The sequence below is a fragment of the Bartonella sp. MR168JLCBS genome (assembly GCF_042194175.1).
The window spans coordinates 39,232-59,047 of sequence record NZ_JBHIMP010000004.1; the positions used below are offsets into that span (position 1 = coordinate 39,232).

18 protein-coding genes and 2 tRNA genes are annotated in these 19,816 nt (G+C 35.7%); 6 read left to right on the plus strand and 14 right to left on the minus strand.

Annotated elements, in window-relative coordinates; all coding sequences use genetic code 11:
• Positions 1–135: 135 nt before the first annotated feature.
• The 3 genes from ACFIK8_RS04065 (at position 136) to ACFIK8_RS04075 (ending at position 2,228) form a co-directional block, all read left to right on the plus strand.
• Positions 136–220: transfer RNA gene (locus ACFIK8_RS04065), tRNA-Leu, on the plus strand.
• Between the two features lie 193 nt (positions 221–413).
• Positions 414–1,586, plus strand: a complete 1,173-nt coding sequence (locus ACFIK8_RS04070; protein WP_015856441.1) for an alpha/beta hydrolase — start codon at positions 414–416, stop codon at positions 1,584–1,586.
• Between the two features lie 135 nt (positions 1,587–1,721).
• Positions 1,722–2,228: a hypothetical protein gene (locus ACFIK8_RS04075; RefSeq protein ID WP_015856440.1), complete on the plus strand. Its 507-nt coding sequence runs from the start codon at positions 1,722–1,724 to the stop codon at positions 2,226–2,228.
• Positions 2,229–2,715: 487 nt separating this feature from the next.
• Here ACFIK8_RS04075 and ACFIK8_RS04080 read toward each other — a convergent pair.
• The 4 genes from ACFIK8_RS04080 to ACFIK8_RS04095 form a co-directional block, all read right to left on the minus strand.
• Positions 2,716–2,791: transfer RNA gene (locus ACFIK8_RS04080), tRNA-Thr, on the minus strand.
• A 204-nt stretch (positions 2,792–2,995) separates the two neighbouring features.
• Positions 2,996–4,354 (minus strand): acetyl-CoA carboxylase biotin carboxylase subunit, encoded by a 1,359-nt coding sequence (gene accC, locus ACFIK8_RS04085; RefSeq protein WP_375661431.1) that lies wholly within the window; start codon positions 4,352–4,354, stop codon positions 2,996–2,998.
• Between the two features lie 14 nt (positions 4,355–4,368).
• Positions 4,369–4,866, minus strand: a complete 498-nt coding sequence (accB, locus tag ACFIK8_RS04090; RefSeq protein WP_273787930.1) for an acetyl-CoA carboxylase biotin carboxyl carrier protein — start codon at positions 4,864–4,866, stop codon at positions 4,369–4,371.
• A 242-nt stretch (positions 4,867–5,108) separates the two neighbouring features.
• On the minus strand, positions 5,109–5,981 hold the full coding sequence (locus tag ACFIK8_RS04095; protein ID WP_375668991.1) for a DsbA family protein: 873 nt from the start codon (positions 5,979–5,981) through the stop codon (positions 5,109–5,111).
• A 346-nt stretch (positions 5,982–6,327) separates the two neighbouring features.
• Between ACFIK8_RS04095 and glpD the strand changes: the two genes are divergently transcribed.
• The 3 genes from glpD (at position 6,328) to cobT (ending at position 10,929) form a co-directional block, all read left to right on the plus strand.
• Complete coding sequence (gene glpD, locus ACFIK8_RS04100; protein ID WP_375661427.1) at positions 6,328–7,857, plus strand: glycerol-3-phosphate dehydrogenase; 1,530 nt, start codon at positions 6,328–6,330, stop codon at positions 7,855–7,857.
• A 719-nt stretch (positions 7,858–8,576) separates the two neighbouring features.
• A complete protein-coding gene (dusA, locus tag ACFIK8_RS04105; RefSeq protein WP_375644808.1) occupies positions 8,577–9,557 on the plus strand; it encodes a tRNA dihydrouridine(20/20a) synthase DusA in 981 nt (326 codons plus the stop codon).
• Positions 9,558–9,942: 385 nt separating this feature from the next.
• Positions 9,943–10,929: a nicotinate-nucleotide--dimethylbenzimidazole phosphoribosyltransferase gene (gene cobT / locus ACFIK8_RS04110; RefSeq protein WP_375636070.1), complete on the plus strand. Its 987-nt coding sequence runs from the start codon at positions 9,943–9,945 to the stop codon at positions 10,927–10,929.
• A 48-nt stretch (positions 10,930–10,977) separates the two neighbouring features.
• On the opposite strand, the gene ACFIK8_RS04115 is transcribed toward cobT, so the two are convergent.
• The 10 genes from ACFIK8_RS04115 to topA all read right to left on the minus strand — a co-directional run bounded on the left by ACFIK8_RS04115 (position 10,978) and on the right by topA (position 19,610).
• On the minus strand, positions 10,978–11,469 hold the full coding sequence (locus ACFIK8_RS04115; RefSeq protein WP_015856433.1) for an Lrp/AsnC family transcriptional regulator: 492 nt from the start codon (positions 11,467–11,469) through the stop codon (positions 10,978–10,980).
• Positions 11,470–11,490: 21 nt separating this feature from the next.
• Positions 11,491–12,120 (minus strand): uracil-DNA glycosylase family protein, encoded by a 630-nt coding sequence (locus tag ACFIK8_RS04120; protein WP_375647614.1) that lies wholly within the window; start codon positions 12,118–12,120, stop codon positions 11,491–11,493.
• Positions 12,121–12,148: 28 nt separating this feature from the next.
• Entirely contained in the window at positions 12,149–12,706 is a 558-nt protein-coding gene (locus ACFIK8_RS04125; protein WP_375636071.1) for a thermonuclease family protein, read from the minus strand.
• Between the two features lie 315 nt (positions 12,707–13,021).
• Entirely contained in the window at positions 13,022–13,189 is a 168-nt protein-coding gene (gene rpmG, locus ACFIK8_RS04130; RefSeq protein WP_004864083.1) for a 50S ribosomal protein L33, read from the minus strand.
• A 124-nt stretch (positions 13,190–13,313) separates the two neighbouring features.
• Entirely contained in the window at positions 13,314–13,604 is a 291-nt protein-coding gene (locus tag ACFIK8_RS04135; protein ID WP_375636072.1) for a hypothetical protein, read from the minus strand.
• Between the two features lie 68 nt (positions 13,605–13,672).
• Positions 13,673–13,915: a hypothetical protein gene (locus ACFIK8_RS04140; protein WP_375636073.1), complete on the minus strand. Its 243-nt coding sequence runs from the start codon at positions 13,913–13,915 to the stop codon at positions 13,673–13,675.
• Positions 13,912–14,127: a hypothetical protein gene (locus ACFIK8_RS04145; RefSeq protein ID WP_375636074.1), complete on the minus strand. Its 216-nt coding sequence runs from the start codon at positions 14,125–14,127 to the stop codon at positions 13,912–13,914. Before ACFIK8_RS04145 ends, ACFIK8_RS04140 begins: the two co-directional genes overlap by 4 nt.
• A 30-nt stretch (positions 14,128–14,157) precedes the next feature.
• A complete protein-coding gene (locus ACFIK8_RS04150; RefSeq protein WP_375636075.1) occupies positions 14,158–14,370 on the minus strand; it encodes a hypothetical protein in 213 nt (70 codons plus the stop codon).
• 386 nt (positions 14,371–14,756) lie between these two features.
• Positions 14,757–17,033 (minus strand): ribonuclease R, encoded by a 2,277-nt coding sequence (rnr, locus tag ACFIK8_RS04155; RefSeq protein ID WP_375636076.1) that lies wholly within the window; start codon positions 17,031–17,033, stop codon positions 14,757–14,759.
• Between the two features lie 3 nt (positions 17,034–17,036).
• Entirely contained in the window at positions 17,037–19,610 is a 2,574-nt protein-coding gene (gene topA, locus ACFIK8_RS04160; protein WP_375668992.1) for a type I DNA topoisomerase, read from the minus strand.
• Positions 19,611–19,816 lie beyond the last annotated feature (206 nt).

Below are 19,816 nucleotides of genomic sequence, written 5' to 3' on the forward strand. Positions count from 1 at the left end.
GTCCATATTTTTAGTAATCTCTATTAAGTTATAAATTGTCCGGATAAAAATAAATTATGAGAAAGAGAAAATTGGCTTGTACCTTTCTTTATGATTTGTTAAAGGCTAAAAACCAAAATGTTTTTCTTCCCACGTGCGGTCGTGGCGGAATTGGTAGACGCGCAGCGTTGAGGTCGCTGTGGGGCAACCCGTGGAAGTTCGAGTCTTCTCGACCGCACCAGTTAGCAGTGAGTCTCTCTGTAATGAGATGAAGTTATGTAGAGAGAGGGGATTTACGGGCATTATAGAAAAATCTTTTTTGTATGTTATTTGTTGATGTGTTGCTAATAATGTTTCATTTTTTATTACTTTATCTGTGCATTTGAAATGTTATATTTTTATAGGGTGGGGGTGAAGTTGCAGTGAGAAGTATAATGATTTTGAGATATTTAACACTTCTTATTTGTATTTCTTTATTGTCAGCATGTAGTGATTCACGCGCTGTGCTTTGGCATGGAGTGCATGCAACTCCTTCTATGACTGCAGTAGAACGGGAAGTTGAAGGGAACCCGATTTCTCCAAAAGCCATCATTCCAGTGTATGTTGCAACAAGTCGTATGATGCAAAATAATTACGCTCAACCTTATGGTGCAGAGCGATCAAATAAAGTACATTACAATCGCGTTGATGTAGGAATTCCTCAGCAACATATAAAGGGAGTTGTTGAAATAAATGCGTATAAACCTACGCATGATAAGTATTTTGCAGCAGTAGCATTGCAAAAATACGATAATAAAGAACAGTTTAAACAGCAATTAAATGCTGCTTTAGAAAAAAAGCCAAAAGGAAAAAGAGAAATTTTTCTTTTTATCCATGGGTATAATAATAATTTTGCAGATGGTACATTTCGTACAGCACAGTTTACACACGATTATTCTTTAAATGTTGTCGCTGTGCATTATTCTTGGCCTTCTGCCGGATCTGTTCCTCTTTATATTTATGATCGTGACAGTGCTAATTTTGCCCGTGACGGATTGATAGAGCTTTTAACACTTATTAGTGAAACCAATGCTGATCAGATTTCGGTTATTGCGCATTCTATGGGCAATTTTGTTATAATGGAAGCATTTAGAACTTTAGCTTTACAGAAAAAATATAAGCCTATTCGTCGTATTACAAGTTTATTAATGGCGGCACCAGACATTGATGTTGATGTATTTGAGCGCCAACTTAATGATATAAAAAAACTTCCGCAGCCAACAGCTATTTTAGTATCCAGAGCGGATAAAGCTCTCGCGGTTTCAGGACGTCTTACGGGTGGACATCATCGTGTGGGCGATGGCTCAGATATTGAAATGTTGCGTAAAAATGGAATAGCTGTTCTTGATTTCTCTCATGTGGATGGGGGAGCACACAATGTCTTTGCATCTTCGCCAACGTTGATGGCTCTTTCTCGGGAAGGTTCTTTGGCTTCCACAATTATGCAAGGTACAGAATTGTCACCTAGTCAAGCCCTTCTTGCTGACGGTAGTAGTGTGTTGGAGAAAACAACACATCTTATCCTTTATACACCTGTACGTTTTCTCTCTCCACGGATTCCACGTTGATAGTGAAAAGAGAGAAGGGGACATCGAATAATGCATTGGAGGTAATATTTTTTAGCACTTTCTTTAGAATGGCTTTGTAAAATGAAAAATAAATAGCGGGATGAATGTAAAAAACAGTCATTAGGTGAGTTTGTGATGATTGCACGGAAACGCTATGTTAATACGCCTACAGTTGTTGATTATTTATCTCATTCCGCAATTAAGTTGTTAGATATTCATGCTATGCTTGTGAAGGTGAGAAAAGGTGATATGGGGGAAAAACCAAATTTATTGCGTCAAATTGATTCTACAAAAAAACAGTTAGATGAGATAAGCCATGCTCTTATTTTAGAATATCGTAAACGCCAAGAAAATGAGCGTTTTTTAAAACAAATTCTGCTATCCATTTCCGATCAACTTTTTGCACTTAACAATGGTTTTAAGGAAACAGGACGTCTTTTTTTTCAAGAAGTTAGAATACTTCAATCTCAGATGCAATGTTTATATGAGGGAAAGGAGAGGCTGCATTTGTTGAATAGCCAAGAATCTTTTTGTTCTCCATCAAAGATTGATGAAGTCATTAAACAGTTACAGAAAGCACGAGAAAAGCTTATTCTTGAAAGCCCACATCTCTTTGAAAAAAGCACAAAAGCTAAACAATAAAAGTTCTTTTAGTTGAGCAGGTAGATAATTTGAGTTTTACAGCAAAAAACGCTGTTAGATAGAAGGCTATAATCTTATTAAAGAAAAGAACTTTCTTTAATAAATGAGACACATGTATTTTATAATCACACTCTTTATCGCATTAAAGCTTTAAAAGACTTTGGTTATATCTTTGCTAAAGTTAAGGCTGATGCATTAGATGGCTTTATTGAAGAAAATATTTGTGGAAAGAAACTTTACAAAAAACTTTCTGATTCTTTTAATAACGGCTCACTGGATAATTTTGCCAATGTTATGGAGTTGTTAGTATATTCATTAGAAACTTAAACTCTAATATTTTCCTTGGTAGGAATTGGCTGAATTTAAAGCATTAAAAAAGAAATTTGATAAAAATAACACGTTTTTTAAATTCACGCCCAGCTCTATCTTCTCCTGAATTTAAAAAGGATCGGAAAATGAATAAGCTACACGTAATTAAAAAATCATATGGTGCCCCCAGAGAGACTCGAACTCCCGACCCCCTGATTACAAATCAGGTGCTCTACCAACTGAGCTATAAGGGCGTAACCACGTAGGAGTTAGCACAAACTCGCAAAAAGGAAAACAGAAAATTATCAAATTTTGTACATATTAAAAGAAAACTGTATAACAAATAAAAAATAACCAATCTATTTCCTCTTTTACCACTTTTTACAGCAAGGTTGGAATTATCCTTATGTTGATATCTTATAGAATCTTTTATAGGAATTCACCATTTTGCTATCGAATTACGAATCTGAAGACTTTGATTGATGAGCAAGGTATTTTTCTAGCCAGTGAATATTATAATTACCATCAGCAACATCTTGATTATTAATAAGATCGCGAAAAAGAGGTAGTGTAGTTTTTATCCCATCGACGACAAATTCATCTAAAGCACGCCGTAAACGCATCATACATTCTAAACGGGTACGTCCATGAACAATCAGCTTTCCAATCATACTATCATAATAAGGAGGGATACGATAACCTGAATAAGCACCTGAATCAACACGAATCCCTAAACCTCCAGGTGTATGAAAATGTGTAATGGTTCCAGGTGATGGCGTAAAGTTAATAGGATCTTCTGCATTAATACGGCATTCAATGGCATGACCAGAAAAACAGACATCATCTTGTGTCACTGAAAGCTTGCAGCCTGATGCAATATGGATTTGTTCATGGACTAAATCTATACCCGTAATTTCTTCAGTTACAGGATGTTCGACTTGTAAACGCGTATTCATTTCAATAAAATAAAATTCACCATTTTCATAAAGAAATTCAACAGTACCAGCTCCACGATATCCAAGTTGGGCACAGGCATTTGCAACAATACTGCCAATTTTTTTCCGTTCAGATTCGTTAAGTGCAGGTGATGTAGCTTCTTCCCATACTTTTTGATGCCGTCGTTGAAGTGAACAATCGCGTTCTCCTAAATGAATAGCATTTCCCGCACCATCACCTATGACTTGAATTTCAATATGACGGGGTTTTTCTAAATATTTCTCTATGTAAACAGCGTCATCACCAAAAGCAGCTTTCGCTTCTGAACGCGTTGTTTTGAGAGCTATAGAAAATTCTTGTTCAGAATGAACGACTTTCATACCACGTCCACCACCACCGGCAGAAGCTTTGATAATAACTGGATAACCAATTTCACGAGCAGTGCGTAAAGCATCTGATTCTTCAGTGACTGCTCCATCTGAACCGGGAACTACAGGAATACCAAGTTTTTTAGCGGTTTTCTTTGCTTCGATTTTATCGCCCATGATTCGGATATGAGTAGCTGTTGGACCGATGAATGTAATATCATGGGCTTCTAGAACATCTGCAAATTTTGCATTTTCAGAAAGAAAGCCATAACCTGGATGAACAGCATCAGCTCCTGTAATTTCACAAGCAGCAATAATTTGCTGAATACTCAAATAAGAATCGCGAGCAGGAGGAGGTCCAATACAAACGCTTTCGTCAGCAAGACGAACATGCATTGCATCTGCATCAGCGGTAGAGTGAACAGCCACGGTTTTTATGCCAAGTTCTTTACATGCACGCAAAACGCGAAGAGCAATTTCTCCCCGATTAGCAATGAGTATTTTTTGAATCATGGTTGCCCCTCGCTTTATTCAACAATAATAAGTGGTTCACCAAATTCAACAGGTTGGCCATCTTTGACAAGAACAGTGGTTACCGTGCCTGAGCGTGGTGATGAAATTTGATTCATTGTTTTCATGGCTTCAATAATAAGTAATGTCTCCCCTTCAGAAACATTTTGTCCTACTTCTACAAAAGGTTGCGCGCCTGGTGAAGGTGCAAGATAAGCTGTTCCAACCATCGGAGAGGTTATTGTGTTTTTTGATTTATCTTCTTGGATAGATTGTATAGGAGATTCAGTTGTTGGGACTGGAGAAGATGTTACAGAAAAAGTAGGAGTAGAAACAGGAGCATAGATGGCTTGCTCAGAAGAAGTTAAGGTATTTTGACGTGAGACACAAATACGAAGCTCCCCTTGTTCAACTTCAATGTTCGTTAAATTGGTATCATTCAAAATTTCAGCAAGATCACGAATAATTTTCGTATCAATTGCGGTTTTTGCCGAATCCATTTTTTTTGTTGCCATTTTATTTCTAACTCCTTGATCAATGAAGATCGTCATTATCTCATTTTATGACTGCATATCTCTAGATTAGGGATGATATCTTTTGAGGCTTTAAAGATTTTTATTTCCTTTAAATCATTATACTTTGCAATTTAAAACTCGTATCTGCTTTACGCAAAATTGCACTTATAAGCCTGTTATCAAAAAAGAGAAAGCATAAAATTACCTCATTTACAGTATTCTTCCTAAAACTGATCAGGTATTCACCGTGTGTTGTCTATCGCTTGTTTTAGAGTATCTTGTCTGGCTGCGCCAATGAATATTTTATTACCAATAATGTAAGAAGGTGTTCCCGTAATATGAAGTTTAGAGGCAATTTGGATATTTTCTTTAAAAGCGTTTTGTAGAGTGGGATCTTTTATTGCATTACGTAGTTTTTTTTCATCTGCTCCTAATGAAACAGCTACTTTAATAGCTTTAGCTTCATTTGCGCGGCCCTGATACATTAAAAGCGTTTTGTGAAACTGAGGATATTTCTCTGGAAATTGTTTTCGAAATACGTAGGCAACAGTATGGGCTGCCATAGAATCAGAGCTTAAAATTGGTAAATCCTTAATAATAACCTTTAAATCTGGATATTCTTTTATCAAGTCTTCTATATGTGAATAGGAACTTTTACAATATCCACAGTTGTAATCAAAAAAATTGACAAGCACTTTTTTACCATTTTGGTTTCCAAAAACGGCGTCATGAGGAGAATGAAAAATTTCTTTTTCTAATAAATGGATGACAGAAGTTTGTATTTTGTTTTCGTATTCGTTCTGTTTTTCCAGCTTATCTTGAAGAATAAGCTGCATTTCAATCAGAACTTCTGGATGAGTAAGAAGGTACTCTCTGACAATTTGTTGAATATGATGAGAATCATTATATGGTATCATTTTTTCTTTAAGCTTAGATAAAAAGCTAGAATCTTCCAAAAGTTGTGTTTTAAGCTTTTCTAAGCTTAAATGATTTGCTGTTTTTGAGTGTGATGTTGCGTTTGATAAAGAAGGTAAAAAGATTAAAATACTCGACATAACTGGGACTAAAATTTTTGAAAGAGGTGTTATTTTCGAATTTTGAGAGTGATGAGTCATCTGTATACCTTCACATTTCCTAGCGTGTCATTGAGTGAACTATATGAAAAGCGTTATCTATGTGCAATAAAGCATTTAGCTATAGTGTGTATTTAAGAATGAGAAAAAACATCAATTTTTCTCTAAAAAGACTTCATATGATGAACCTTGGCTTGGCAAGGATTATTTTTTGTAAAAGATAAAAAAATTCTCTTTAATTTGTCAAATGTTGTTTTGATGTGTAAGGGTATCAAAAGCTTTTTGTGCGTGTATATTTTAGGAAAAAGTACGTTGATAATACAATGAAGAACACCTGTATTATTTTTTTCCTATTGCTTTATTGAGTACTGAGAAACAAAACTAAATAATGAAAAGTGAAATTATGAAAACCACAACACATTATGAGCTGTTTATCATTGGGGGAGGGATAAACGGGTGTGGATTGGCAAGAGATGCAGCAGGACGCGGATTTAAAGTGGGATTGGCTGAAATGAACGATCTTGCATCTGGGACCTCAAGTGCGTCAACAAAGCTTATTCATGGTGGGCTTCGTTATCTTGAACACTATGAGTTCAAACTTGTTCGTGAAGCATTGAAAGAACGCGAGATCATTTTACGTATGGCTCCACATATTGTGCGTCCTTTGCGTTTTCTTCTTCCCTATCATAAAGAATTGCGTCCTGCTTGGATGTTGCGTTTTGGACTTTTTATTTATGATTATTTAGGGAATTGGAATCAGAAATTGTGGCGCAGTAAAACGATTAATTTTTCAAAAAAATTTTGCTCTACACTGAAGAAAGAATATCAGAGAGGTTTTGAATATTCTGATGCAAGAGTAGACGATGCGCGTTTAGTTATTGGCAATGCTCGTGATGCAGAAAAGTGGGGAGCTGATATAAAAGTACGAACAGAAGTTCTCTCTTTAAAAAAAGAAGGCAATAAATGGCGTATCGTTCTTCAAGACAAGTTAAGTAGTAAAGAATATAGTGTCACAGCTTCTTATGTCGCGAATATGACAGGACCTTGGATTGATCATGTTTTAGCAAACATATTAGACTGTAAAGAACATCCACCAGTACGACTTGTTAGAGGTTCTCATATTTTGGTTCCCAAGCTTTATACTCATGATCGTGCTTATATTTTTCAAAATGGTGATGGGCGTATTATATTTGCTATTCCGTATCAAGAAGAATTTACCTTGCTTGGAACAACAGATTGTAATTATCAAGGAGATCCGGCTGACGTTCATATTACTGATACAGAAATTGATTACATTTGTGCAGCAGCCAGTGAATATTTCATACAACCAGTGTTACCTGAAACAATTGTCTGGTCTTACTCTGGAGTTCGTCCACTCTATGATGATGGAGCTTCAAAAGCACAAGAAATTACGCGCGATTATGTTTTAAAAGAAATGGGAACAGGAACAACACCAAAGATTCTTAATCTTTACGGAGGAAAGATTACAACTTATCGTAAGTTGGCTGAAGATGCGATGAAATTTGTTGAAAAAGCGCTTGGTAAAAAGGGAGCATCATGGACAGCTAAAACAGTACTTCCAGGGGGTGATTTTCCCTATAATCAATTAGATATAATCGAAAATAAGATTGCTCTTTTGATGCCAGATTTAGATGCTTTTACACATCGCAGGCTTGCACGCTCCTATGGTACGGAAGCATTAGTGATATTTGAACATGGTGAGGCAAATAGAGGAAAAGATTTTGGACATGGGCTTTATGAAGTAGAAGTAAAATGGTTGATGGAAAAAGAATGGGCTAAAGCATGTGAAGATGTGTTATGGCGTCGTTCAAAACTTGGTCTCCTATTTAATGAACAAGAGGTTGACATTCTTTCTTCCTATATGCAAAGCAAACAAGAGATTGAACAACGTTTATGATCATTTCATTTTACAAATTTTATCTGCAATATTGTAAAATATTTTCCTTCAAGAGATACTGATGTCAATCATACATATTAAAAAGACAATGATTGTCTATGCCCTAATTTTAGTTTTTTTGCAAGAATCATAAAATGGTAAAATTAGATAAAACATTTAGGATGGAATTTATCTATCTTATAAAGTGAAATCCAAGAATATTACCAAGAATAACTCATTGAGAAAAAATGATTTATAATTAGATTCGTGTGAAATAAGGATTTTTGTTCTTTCTTGAGGAGAAGATAAAAGTACTTTCTGTAGCGTTTATTTGCACAATAAGTTAAAAAAATCTAAAGAAAATTAAATCTATTATGAAAAATTGTACAATGTTTTAGTTTATCGTTTATTATCTTAAACGCTGCGCTAAATCATGTAAGGATAGAGGCTTGATGAGCGTAAGAAGAAATTGTAAATGAGTTTTTTATATTATAGTGAAAAATTTTTTCATGTTTATATACCTGAACGATAATCTATAAGAAATGCCATATTGTGTTTTATCATGATTGATTGTAGTAAATCGTTATATCAATTGAAGATAATGGGCTGTTATTATACTCATGATAGTATAAGGGAATAAAAATTATAGTATAAGGGAATAAAAATTTCCGTAAACTAAAAGTAAGTATTTTTCTATGTATAAAGAGAGAGAGCTATAGGGATATGAGAGTAATACCCTCATGATATTTTACAACCTTCCATCGCCTGTAAAATTTGCAGTAGCACCAATGTTGGATTGGACAGACCGACATTGCAGGTTTTTTTATCGTCTTTTAACGAAAAAAGCACTCCTTTATACGGAAATGATGGTAGCAGATTCTGTCATTCATGGTGTTCGCAAACAATTGTTGGCTTTTAGCGATAAAGAACGCCCAGTTGCATTACAATTAGGGGGGGCAGATCCGAAAAAGTTAGCAGAAGCTGCACGAATTGCTGAAGATTTTGGCTACAACGAAATAAATCTCAATGTCGGTTGCCCATCAAATCGTGTTCAAGCTGGTGTCTTTGGGGCTTGTTTGATGCTACATCCAGACATTGTGGCAAATGCCGTGGAAGCGATGAAACGAGAGGTTACTATACCAGTAACTGTCAAATGTCGGATTGGAGTGGACGAACAAGATGAAGAGTTAGCGTTAGATCTTTTGGCTAATCAGGTTTGGAATGCTGGATGTGATGCGCTCTGGATACATGCACGCAAGGCATGGCTACAAGGATTGAGTCCGAAAGAAAATCGCAATATTCCGCCCCTTAATTATGAAAGGGTTTATAAATTAAAACGTAAATATCCTCATAAATTCATTGGGATAAATGGTGGAATTAAATCGATTGATGAGATCAAAGAACACTTAACTTTCTGTGATGCTGTCATGCTTGGTCGCCAAGTTTATCATGATCCAGCTTTGTTAAAACATATTGATTTTGAACTCTATGATGAGGCGCAAAATAATCTGAGTGAGAGTGATCTTATTGAGGTTATGTGTGATTATGCGGCTCGACATATTGCATCGGGAGGGCGGCTTTCTCATGTGACGCGTCACATGATTGGTTTATTTCATGGGCGGGGTGGGGCACGTCGATGGAGGCAAATATTATCAAATGACGCAACAAAACCAAATGCAGATATATGTATTTTAAAAGAAGCTTTTTATGCTCTCATTTAATAACAGCCTGACAATTAACATATGTTAAAATTGAGATCCTTTGTGTTTTGATTTCTTTATGATCATTTTGATCCCTTCGATTTTATAAGTTTCTGAAAATTTGCAACTTTTGTTATAGAAGGAATGTTAGAATTTATATATTAAACAACATGCTGATTGCTCCTATTTAATAGAGAAATAGGTTAAGAGCATAATGTAAAAATAGTAATAACATATTGATAATATTTTAAATCTTTCATGTTCGTTATTTGATTAGAAAATAGAAATCATTGCTTTCATAATATTTAACGTTTTTTAAGCACTGTTTAAAAAAACAATAAATTATTCATATCCTGTATATATGACGTGATTTTCATAAACATTGTAGATTTTAAAAGGTATCCTTATGACCGCTAGTCCATTTGATGATTTTCGTGCTTTGCTTACAAATTTACCTGTTGCTGATGAGTTTTCTATAATCTTGGCAAAAAAACGGCAAAAAAACTTAACAAAAGAGCAAGGAACATTGGGAAAACTGGGAGATATTGCTGTTTGGTATGCGGGATGGAGGGGCACAGAAAAACCTATCGTAACGCGACCTTTGGTCGCTATTTTTTCTGGAAACCATGGTATAGTAGAAGAAAATGTTACACCATTTCCACAATCGATGACACAAAAGATGGTGCAAAATTTTGCATCTGGTGGAGCTGCTATTAATCAAATTTGTATTGCTTATGATCTTGGATTAAAAATATTTGATTTAGCATTGGAATATCCAACAATGAATATTACGAAGGATGCTGCAATGGATGAGCGGAGTGCAGCTGCTACAATGGCATTTGGAATGGAATCCATTGCGGGTGGGACAGATCTTTTATGTATTGGAGAAATGGGAATTGGAAACACAACAATAGCTTCAGCTTTATGCTTAGCATTGTTTGGAGGAGAAGTGGAAGAATGGACAGAAAATGGTAAGGAATCAGAAGGTGATTTTTATCAGCGTAAAATCGCAGCGGTTAATACAGCTATTTCTTTGCATAAGGATTATTTTAATGATCCTTTTGAGATAATGCGTCGCTTAGGAGGACGTGAAATTGCTGCTATGGTTGGTGCTATTTTAGCAGCAAGAATAGAAAAAATACCCGTGATTTTAGACGGTTTTGTGGCAACAGCAGCTGCTGCGGTCCTTTATAAAATGCATCCAAAAGCTCTTGATCATACCCTTGTTGGACATGTTTCTTCTGAGGCAGCTCATCGTAAACTTTTAAAAAAAATTGGCAAAGAACCACTTCTTGATTTGGGGATGCGTCTTGGTGAAGGGACAGGAGCAGCTATGGCAGCTGGTATTGTCAAAGCTGCTGTTTTAACACATGCACAAACGGTGGTTTTTTAACAAGAAAGTTTGAATGCCTAAAAGATAATGAGACGATATAAAAAACTCTTAAGAGTTTTGTTCATGCGTCTTGTCGTGTAATTTAATATAATTAAGTGGAAGTTCCGTTGTATATTTAATCTGTTCCATTGCGAAAGAAGATGAGACATCACGGATGTCAATTTTAGAAATTAATTTTTTATAAAAAAGATCATAAGCTTCAATATTGGGCACAACAACACGCAATAAATAGTCAATATCTCCGCTCATTCGATAAAATTCTATGACTTCACGGAATTCTTGCACAATTTTTGAAAAACGCTTAAACCATTCATGGCTATGTGTGTTTGTGCGAATAGACACAAAAACAGTGACATGCGCATTTACTTTTTCTGGAGAAAGAACGGCAACACGACGCTGAATGACACCATCTTCTTCAAGTTTTTGAATTCTACGCCAGCAAGGAGTGGTCGAAAGTCCCACTTTTTTAGCAATATCAGCAACAGAAAGTGTCGCATTTTCTTGCAAAAGATGTAAAATTTTTCGGTCAAGACGATCCATATTTTTTCTCAATATTTTAATTTATAAAAATTTACGCACTAAACGACGCAGATATACAATAAGCTCATCGTTAAACCATGGGTTTTTCTGTAACCAAGAAGTATTTCGCCATGATGGATGAGGCAAAGGCATAACATTATAGCCTTGAGGTTGGGGGATGGAAAGAATATTTCTCCAATCACTAACGGTTGCTGAAACAGTTTTATGTTTTAATTCTGTAATATGCCACTTTTGCGCATAACTGCCAATAGCAAGAACAAGCTTTATTTGAGGCATCGCTTGGAATATCTTTTCATGCCATATTTCTCGACATTCACGCCTTGGTGGTAAATCAGCTTTATTGTTGTCATAACCTGGAAAACAAAATCCCATAGGAACAATAGCAAAAAGAGATTTGTTATAAAATTCTTCTTTCGTTACCCCCAGCCAATCACGCAGCCTTTTGCCAGAGTGATCATTAAAAGGGATAGAAGTTTCATGGACACGCAATCCTGGTGCTTGTCCTGCAATTGCAATCGAAGCCGTATCGGATAAATAAACGACGGGATTTGGTTCGTGAGGAAGAGGAGGAAAATAATGTGGTTGTTGGATACAAACACGACAGGAATAGATTTTTTTTTCAAGTTTGATAATCTGTTTACATCGTTTCATTGGTCAATGAAATTAAAAAATATTTTTCTTATTCAGTGCGAGGATTTGTTTTGCGCCATTCTCGCGGTCGTTGAAAACTTGATGCCCATATTCCTTTTTTTTTCTTTCTAGCTTCTTGTTCTTCTTTAGGGTATTCATAATAACTTACAGCCCAACCATTATGTACAAGCGTTGCATTGATATTGCTAACTTGTTTTGTTTTACATGTTGCAAGAACACGACGGTATTGATCTATTTTATGCCAGTGACATGTAACAGTTTGATTGTCTAGTAGTTGTTCTAAATATTTTTTAGCCTCAAGTCCACAAGGGTAGCGTTCCTTCTTTTTTCCACAAAATTGGTGGAGTTCAGGAGCATCAATTCCAACCAGTCGAATCTTAATTGAAGAAATCATGATAGAATCGCCATCAATGATTACTGCATTTCCTTTAACAGAGTTTTGAGAAGAAAATTTTTCTTTTTGAGGCAACGGCTGATTCTGCTTAAAATAAATTGACATAAAAACAAGAATGCTAGCTGCAACAAAAATATTGAAACCAGTGATTTTTTTTAAGCTTCTTAGATTAAAATGAGAATTTTTTTTCATGAAACCAAGAAACTGCTAACATTATTATAACGCACTCTATTTTAGTATTGCTTATAATTCGTCCGAGAAATTTTATTCATATGACGAAACAATGTTTCGTTTTAATGACAAAATTTTCGTTAGATATCACAATAATCAAATATTCATGTAGAATATATGTAAGCAACTTAAATAATAAATCAACTTATTCAAAACCGTACAAAACATACAAATTTTAAAGTAAACTTTTTAAACTTAAGGAAACAAAAAAACGCCCCTCAAAAAATAACTTTGAAGAGCAATATCCCCACATTTCTTTTGGAGTATAACATCTATTTATTTAATTTTTGTTTCTTTAAATTCAACGTGCTTTTTTACAACTGGATCATATTTACGCTTGCTCATTTTATCTGTCATTGTACGGCTGTTTTTCTTTGTTACATAGAAAAAACCGGTATCTGCAGTTGATAAAAGCTTGATCTTAATGGTTGCTGCTTTAGCCATAATGTAAGAACCCTATTTATACTGAAAAAATATTATTTTGCTATCAAAACCTATTTCTGATGTCATCAGATTCTCCAGCAACACTACGGATGTTCTCAAAAAAGTCAAGAGCTGATTAATTTTCTCATAAGTTGGACAAACACCAAAGTGATATATAAACTAAAAAAACAGCCATAGCTATTGAAAAACCGAAAGGATTAAAGATATCCATGGATTTTCCGATAAAGGTCGGCCCGATAAGCATACCAATTCTATAGCAAAAAATAAAAGCAGAATTAGCAGTAGCTAGTTCTTGTCCCTTGAGACGTGCCCCTAGATGTGCAAGGCCGATTGTATAAAGGCTCGCTGATACACCACCAAGAAGGAACAGATCAAGCATCAGAATCCATGGATATTGAATGATCCATGGTACCATGAAAGTTCCCAAAAAACCTAAGATAGCGCAACTTATCAGCGGATAGCGTCGATCTTTGGCATAATCGCTTATATACTCCTAATGCTGATAGGAATTAAGAGGAAAACATTTCCGAGCACAAGGGTTGCCATAAAGTGTGCTGCTTCATTCTCATTATAACCAATGGATAAACTAAAGGGTGTAATAAGAGTTAATGCGCCCATTTGAATAGCACCGTAAACAAGTACTGCCATCATTGCGCTTGGAACGTGAAAAAGATAACGAAAAAATGGTGTATATTGGCTTTTTTGAAATTCTGGACTTAATTTCAAGCGGCAAGAATTGGGATAGCAGCCAATATAATAAGACTATAACCAACAGCAAAAGGAATAAAACCTTGTGTTCCCACTTTTGCTAATAGCATTGGACCTACCGCAAACCCTAATCCTAGGACAATAGCATAAATGGAAAGAACAAAACCACGTCTTTTAGGGGGAGCATAACTGTTGATCCAAAACTCTGATAGGATAAACATAACTGTCATAGTAAAATGTAATATAAACCTTAAAATGAACTAAATCCATATGGATTCAAAAAAATAGAATCCTAAAAAACTTAAAGATCCTATGGCCATCATAAATAATATCGTTTTAGAAATGCCTAAGCATAAGGCGATTCGAGAAGTAAAAATAGCTGCAACAATTGTGGCAAATCCACCAACAGTTCCACTATAGCCGATCATACTATTGGAAATACCTTTCTCTGCCATAAGAAGAGAGAGAGACAAGTTGTGTTCCTATTCCCAATGCTGTTCCAACGGTGCCAATAGTTACAATAGCTACAATAATTGCACGCAAAGAATTGTTTTGAGAGTCAAAAGCTTTTTTTTCATGAGAATGGCTTAAGGTACTTTTGTTGATTTAAACAATAAAAAGATGAGCTGAAATGAAAGGGAGACCAAACTATTCTTTGCAGTTTTTCTCATTCCCTGAGTATAAAAAACTGCAAGATTTTTATGTGGTTATTATAGAGATAACAATAAAATTCATCCTCTTGTATACTAAAAAAAGAAGATTGTACACGTTATATAATATAAATATTATATAAGTCATTTCTTAACTTGAAGTTATTATTTTTTATTATTCATATTCTATTTAATGGAGGACAAGAAGCTTAATTTTTTCTTTTCCCATAAAAGGTATGCTTTTGTTTTTTTAATTTGTTTTTATGGTAGGATGTCGGTGAAAATTTTATTGGACGAGGTTTTGTTAAGAGTTCAAAGCATAAAGCGCCAGCAAAAGGTTGTACCGTTATAAGTTTTACTTCTACAACATCACTGAGCTGATAGCCTTTATGGCTACGCTGTCCTACAAGAACATGTTGTGCTTCATCAAAATGATAATAATCATTTTTAAGTGTAGAAATATGGACAAAACCATCTGTATTGAGTTTATCAAGTGAGATAAAAAGACCTGCTTTTGTCACTCCGGAAATGCGACCTGTAAAAATACGGCCGATTTTATTCGTTAAATAGTGAGCAACAAGCCGATCAATAGTTTCCCTTTCAGCCATCATTGCACGGCGCTCGTATAAAGAAATTTGCGTAGCAATTTCTGCAAGATTTTGTTCTTGTGTATCTGTTAATTGATCATTTCCTAATTTCAGCGTTTTAATGAGTGCTCGATGAATAATAAGATCAGCATAACGACGGATGGGGGATGTAAAATGTGTATAGTTATGTAGGTTTAAACCAAAGTGGCCGATATTTTTTGGATTATACTCAGCTTGAGATTGTGAGCGCAGAATAACTTGGTTGATCAATTCTTTTTGTGGTGTATTCGTCACTTTTGCCAGAATGCTATTAAGGCGCGCTGAGGTAAGTTCGCTTCCGCGGGAGAGTGGTATCCCCAAACTTTGAAGAAAGCTCCGAAGTATTTCTTGCTTAGCAAGAGAAGGTTTTTCATGAATACGATAAATGAGGGGCTGGTGATGTTGTTTTAATGTTTCAGAAGCTGCAATATTGGCTTGTATCATAAACTCTTCAATTAAACGATGAGCTTCTAATTGTGTTTCACTCACAACATCTTTTATGCATCCATTTTGATCAAGAATAATCTTTTTTTCTGCAATTTCTAACTCTAGTGGTTGGCGACGATTTCGCGCAGCTTTAAGGCATGCATAGGCTTCCCATAAGGGTTGCAAAATGCTCTCAAAAAGAGCGGCTGTTTTTTCATTTATATTCCCTTCAATTGCCAATTGTACTTCTTGATAAGAAAGTTTGGCTCTTACACGAATCATAGTACGATGAAAACTATGTTTTCGTTTATTACCGTTTGCATCAAAAATCATACGAACGGCTAAAGCTGGTCTTTCTTTTCCTTCACGCAGAGAACATAAATCATGAGAAAGGCGTTCAGGTAACATTGGCACAACGGTATCGGGAAAATAAACAGAATTTCCGCGTTTCAATGCTTCTTTATCTAATGCGCTTCCTGTTTTGATATAGTAAGAAACATCTGCAATGGCCACAATAATAATCCAACCATCATTATTTGCTGGGTCCTTATCCTTGGTTGCATAAACTGCATCATCATGGTCTTTTGCATCTGGTGGATCAATTGTAATAAATGGTAATTGTCGCCAATCTTCACGATTATCCATATTGGCAGCTTTGATATGTTTGACTTGCTCAAGAACACTTTCAGGAAAAATATAAGGAATTCCTTTCGAAAGAAGCGCTATCATTGAGAGTGTTTTTTCACTCTTAATATGCCCTAAAACATTCTTTATTTTTGCGCTCTTTAATCCGTAACCAGTATTTTTTTTAATTTCGACTTCAACGAGATCACCAATTTCAATCTTCATTTCTGGAGACATTTCAACAATGAGTTCACTGGTTTTGCGGTCTATAGGATCAAGGCGCCATTGATTATTTTCAAATTTTCGTACAACAGCAAATGCGCTTTTGGGAGATACATCAATTTTACGAATAATTCGTCCCATATAAGGGGGGCTTGAGCTTTCAGAATTTTTATTTCGAAAAACTTTTACAAGAATATGATCTCCAACACCAATGCTACTTCCTTTTATGTGATGAAAAGAGTGTATTTCAATATTGGGCTTTGGAGAATCTTCCCATTCAAGAGGTTGTGCAATAAAACTCCCATCTTTATCACGTCCGCTAATTTTTACTAAAGTAACAGGAGGTAATTTTCCTTTGTTTATTGCTCTTTTGCGTTGTTTAGAGATAGGATTTTGATCCTTTAACTCACGTAATATATCTCTAAGCCAAATACGGGAATCGCCTTTTAAGTTAAAAGCTTTGGCGATTTCTCGTTTACTTGAGTGGTTAGGATTCTCATTTATAAAGAAAAGGATTTCTTCCTTATCGGGAAAATTTTTCCCCTTGAATGAAGAGAGATATTTTATGTTTTTTTCACCTTTAGCCAAAATTTATGTCTCTTTTATTTTTGCTTTTGTTTTAGAAGAAGCTCTTTTTGAAGTTGTTTTTTTACTCGATGCTTTAGCCGATATAAGTTCTAATGCCTCTGGCAGTGTTACACTAATGGGATCTTTATCTTTTGGCAATGTTGCATTAATTTTACCCCAATTAACATAAGGACCATAACGCCCGTTGCGCACGGTAATGGTTCCTCCTTCGGGATGCTCTCCTAATGTTGCCAATGCTGCAGGTGTTGTTCTGCTTTGCTTGGTTTTGTTTTCTTGTTGCTCTGCCAATACTGTAACAGCGCGATTGATACCAATATCAAAAACTTCATCTGTATGAAGAAGGCGCGCAGATTTTCCGTTATGGCTAAGATAGGGACCATATCGTCCAATCGTAGCTGTGATTGTTTTTCCAGTTTCAGGATGAATGCCAATTTCACGGGGAAGGGATAGTAAGGCCAAGGCTTTATCAAGGGTTACGTTTTCTGCCTGCCATTCTTTTGGTAGTCCTGCACGCTTAACTTCTTTGCTTTCACCAAGTTGAATATAGGGACCAAACCGACCATTACGAAGAGAGATATCTTTTCCTGTTTCAGGGTCAATACCAAGGATAACAGGTTCATCATTGCGCACAGCTTCATTCTCTTCTCCAGTATCTGTACCGAGTTGGCGTGTGTACTTACATTCGGGATAATTAGAACAGCCAACAAAAGCACCATAACGACCGAGTTTTAATGATAATTGACCATTTTTACAAAGAGGACAGGAACGCACATCACTTCCATCTTCACGTTTAGGAAAGGCGAGAGGTGCTAATGTTACATTTAAAACATCAAGAACATTGGTTATACGGAGTTCTTGGATATTGCTAATAGATGCATTAAATCCATCCCAAAAATCTCGCAATACGTCTTTCCAAGAAAGTTTTCCATCAGAGATAAGATCCAGCTTTTCTTCAAGATCTGCTGTGAAACCATATTCTACATAGCGATTAAAAAAATTTTCAAGAAAGGCTGTAACAATACGTCCCTTAGCATCGGGAATAAGCTTTCGTTTATCAATTACAATATATCCACGGTCACACAATGTCGCCAATGTGGAGGCATAAGTTGAAGGACGACCAATTCCTAACTCCTCAAGCTTTTTAATTAATGAAGCTTCAGAATAACGAGAAGGGGGCTCTGTGGTATGCTGTGCAGATTCAACTTTTTCTTTTGTAAGTGCTTCACCAGTGTTTATTTGTGGTAAACGTGTTGTTTCATTTTCTTCATTATTTTCTTCGTCTCGTTGATCGGTGTAGACGGAAATAAAGCCATCAAAGCGAATAACAGATCCTGTTGCTCGTAGATTTGCACGGTTTTCTCCTTGCTGTGCTTCAATTTCAACAGTTGTGCGTTCAATTTCAGCAGAACGCATTTGGCTGGCAATAGCACGCTTCCATATCAGCTCATAGAGCTTTGCTTGATCGCTATCAAGAAAATTACGGACTTGACTAGGATTGCGTTGAAAATCTGTTGGACGGATCGCTTCGTGTGCTTCCTGTGCATTTTTTGCCTTTGTTGAATAAAAACGTGGTTTTTCAGGAATATAGTCTTTACCGAAAGTTTCATGAATAACTTTTCGTGCTGAATCTATAGCCTCTGGTGCTATTTGCACACCATCGGTACGCATATAAGTAATAAGCCCTGCCGTTTCACCATTAATTTCAATGCCTTCATAAAGCTTTTGGGCAATTTGCATAGTGCGAGAAGCTGAAAATCCTAATTTTGAAGAAGCTGCTTGTTGTAGTGTGGAGGTTGTAAATGGAGGAAGAGGATTTCTCTTTGTAGGTTTTGCTTCAACACTGAGTGTATGATATTGGGCTTTCTCCAACATAAAGCGAATTTGGTCTGCTTGTTCTTGAGATTGAATATCAAGCTTGCCTATTTTTCTTTGATTAAACATTGTCAATCTTGCTTGGAAACTATCATTTCGGATGGTTTTTAACTGTGTTGTAACGGACCAATAATCTTCTTTGATAAAATGTTCTATTTCTGATTCACGATCACAAATAATACGCAAAGCAACCGATTGAACGCGTCCTGCTGAACGTGCACCAGGGAGTTTTCGCCATAAAACAGGTGAAAGTGTAAAACCAACGAGATAATCAAGTGCGCGACGTGCAAGATAAGCATCTACAAGTGATGTATCAATATCACGTGGATTGTTCATAGCATCAAGCACAGACTTTTTTGTGATGGCATTGAAGACAACTCTTTTAATAGGTTTATCTTTTAAAACTTTTTTTTGACGAAGAACATCCAGAATATGCCATGAAATAGCTTCCCCTTCACGATCAGGGTCTGTTGCTAATATAAGGCTATCGGCTTCTTTAACGGCTTTTGCTATTTCATTTAAACGTTTAGCGGCAGAAGAATCTATATCCCATTTCATAGAAAAATCTTGATCCGGTAAAACAGAACCATCTTTTGCAGGTAAATCACGAACATGTCCAAATGATGCGACAACTTTGTATTGAGACCCAAGATATTTATTAATTGTTTTTGCTTTTGCTGGAGATTCAACGATAACGATATTCATAATTTTACCCAAATATTGAAATAAAAAACTTTTTTATAAACGCCTTTTACGCGAATAGCTAATGACAATTGCTTAAGAGCACATAAAAAAATATTAGCCATATAAAAAACATGAATATTGTACAACTTATGATTGTTATTATTAGAATACACCCTATATAGAATTACACGATTTATTTTCCACTGTTATTACAAAAACATACGACG

What these genes read in the sequence shown, in the direction of transcription:
- ACFIK8_RS04070 (WP_015856441.1), top strand. Translation starts at nt 414, where the DNA reads ATGATTTTGAGATATTTAACACTTCTTATTTGTATTTCTTTATTGTCA.
- ACFIK8_RS04075 (WP_015856440.1), top strand. Translation starts at nt 1,722, where the DNA reads ATGATTGCACGGAAACGCTATGTTAATACGCCTACAGTTGTTGATTAT.
- accC (WP_375661431.1), bottom strand. Translation starts at nt 4,354, where the DNA reads ATGATTCAAAAAATACTCATTGCTAATCGGGGAGAAATTGCTCTTCGC.
- accB (WP_273787930.1), bottom strand. Translation starts at nt 4,866, where the DNA reads ATGGCAACAAAAAAAATGGATTCGGCAAAAACCGCAATTGATACGAAA.
- ACFIK8_RS04095 (WP_375668991.1), bottom strand. Translation starts at nt 5,981, where the DNA reads ATGACTCATCACTCTCAAAATTCGAAAATAACACCTCTTTCAAAAATT.
- glpD (WP_375661427.1), top strand. Translation starts at nt 6,328, where the DNA reads ATGAAAAGTGAAATTATGAAAACCACAACACATTATGAGCTGTTTATC.
- dusA (WP_375644808.1), top strand. Translation starts at nt 8,577, where the DNA reads ATGATATTTTACAACCTTCCATCGCCTGTAAAATTTGCAGTAGCACCA.
- cobT (WP_375636070.1), top strand. Translation starts at nt 9,943, where the DNA reads ATGACCGCTAGTCCATTTGATGATTTTCGTGCTTTGCTTACAAATTTA.
- ACFIK8_RS04115 (WP_015856433.1), bottom strand. Translation starts at nt 11,469, where the DNA reads ATGGATCGTCTTGACCGAAAAATTTTACATCTTTTGCAAGAAAATGCG.
- ACFIK8_RS04120 (WP_375647614.1), bottom strand. Translation starts at nt 12,120, where the DNA reads ATGAAACGATGTAAACAGATTATCAAACTTGAAAAAAAAATCTATTCC.
- ACFIK8_RS04125 (WP_375636071.1), bottom strand. Translation starts at nt 12,706, where the DNA reads ATGAAAAAAAATTCTCATTTTAATCTAAGAAGCTTAAAAAAAATCACT.
- rpmG (WP_004864083.1), bottom strand. Translation starts at nt 13,189, where the DNA reads ATGGCTAAAGCAGCAACCATTAAGATCAAGCTTTTATCAACTGCAGAT.
- ACFIK8_RS04135 (WP_375636072.1), bottom strand. Translation starts at nt 13,604, where the DNA reads ATGGTACCATGGATCATTCAATATCCATGGATTCTGATGCTTGATCTG.
- ACFIK8_RS04145 (WP_375636074.1), bottom strand. Translation starts at nt 14,127, where the DNA reads ATGACAGTTATGTTTATCCTATCAGAGTTTTGGATCAACAGTTATGCT.
- topA (WP_375668992.1), bottom strand. Translation starts at nt 19,610, where the DNA reads ATGAATATCGTTATCGTTGAATCTCCAGCAAAAGCAAAAACAATTAAT.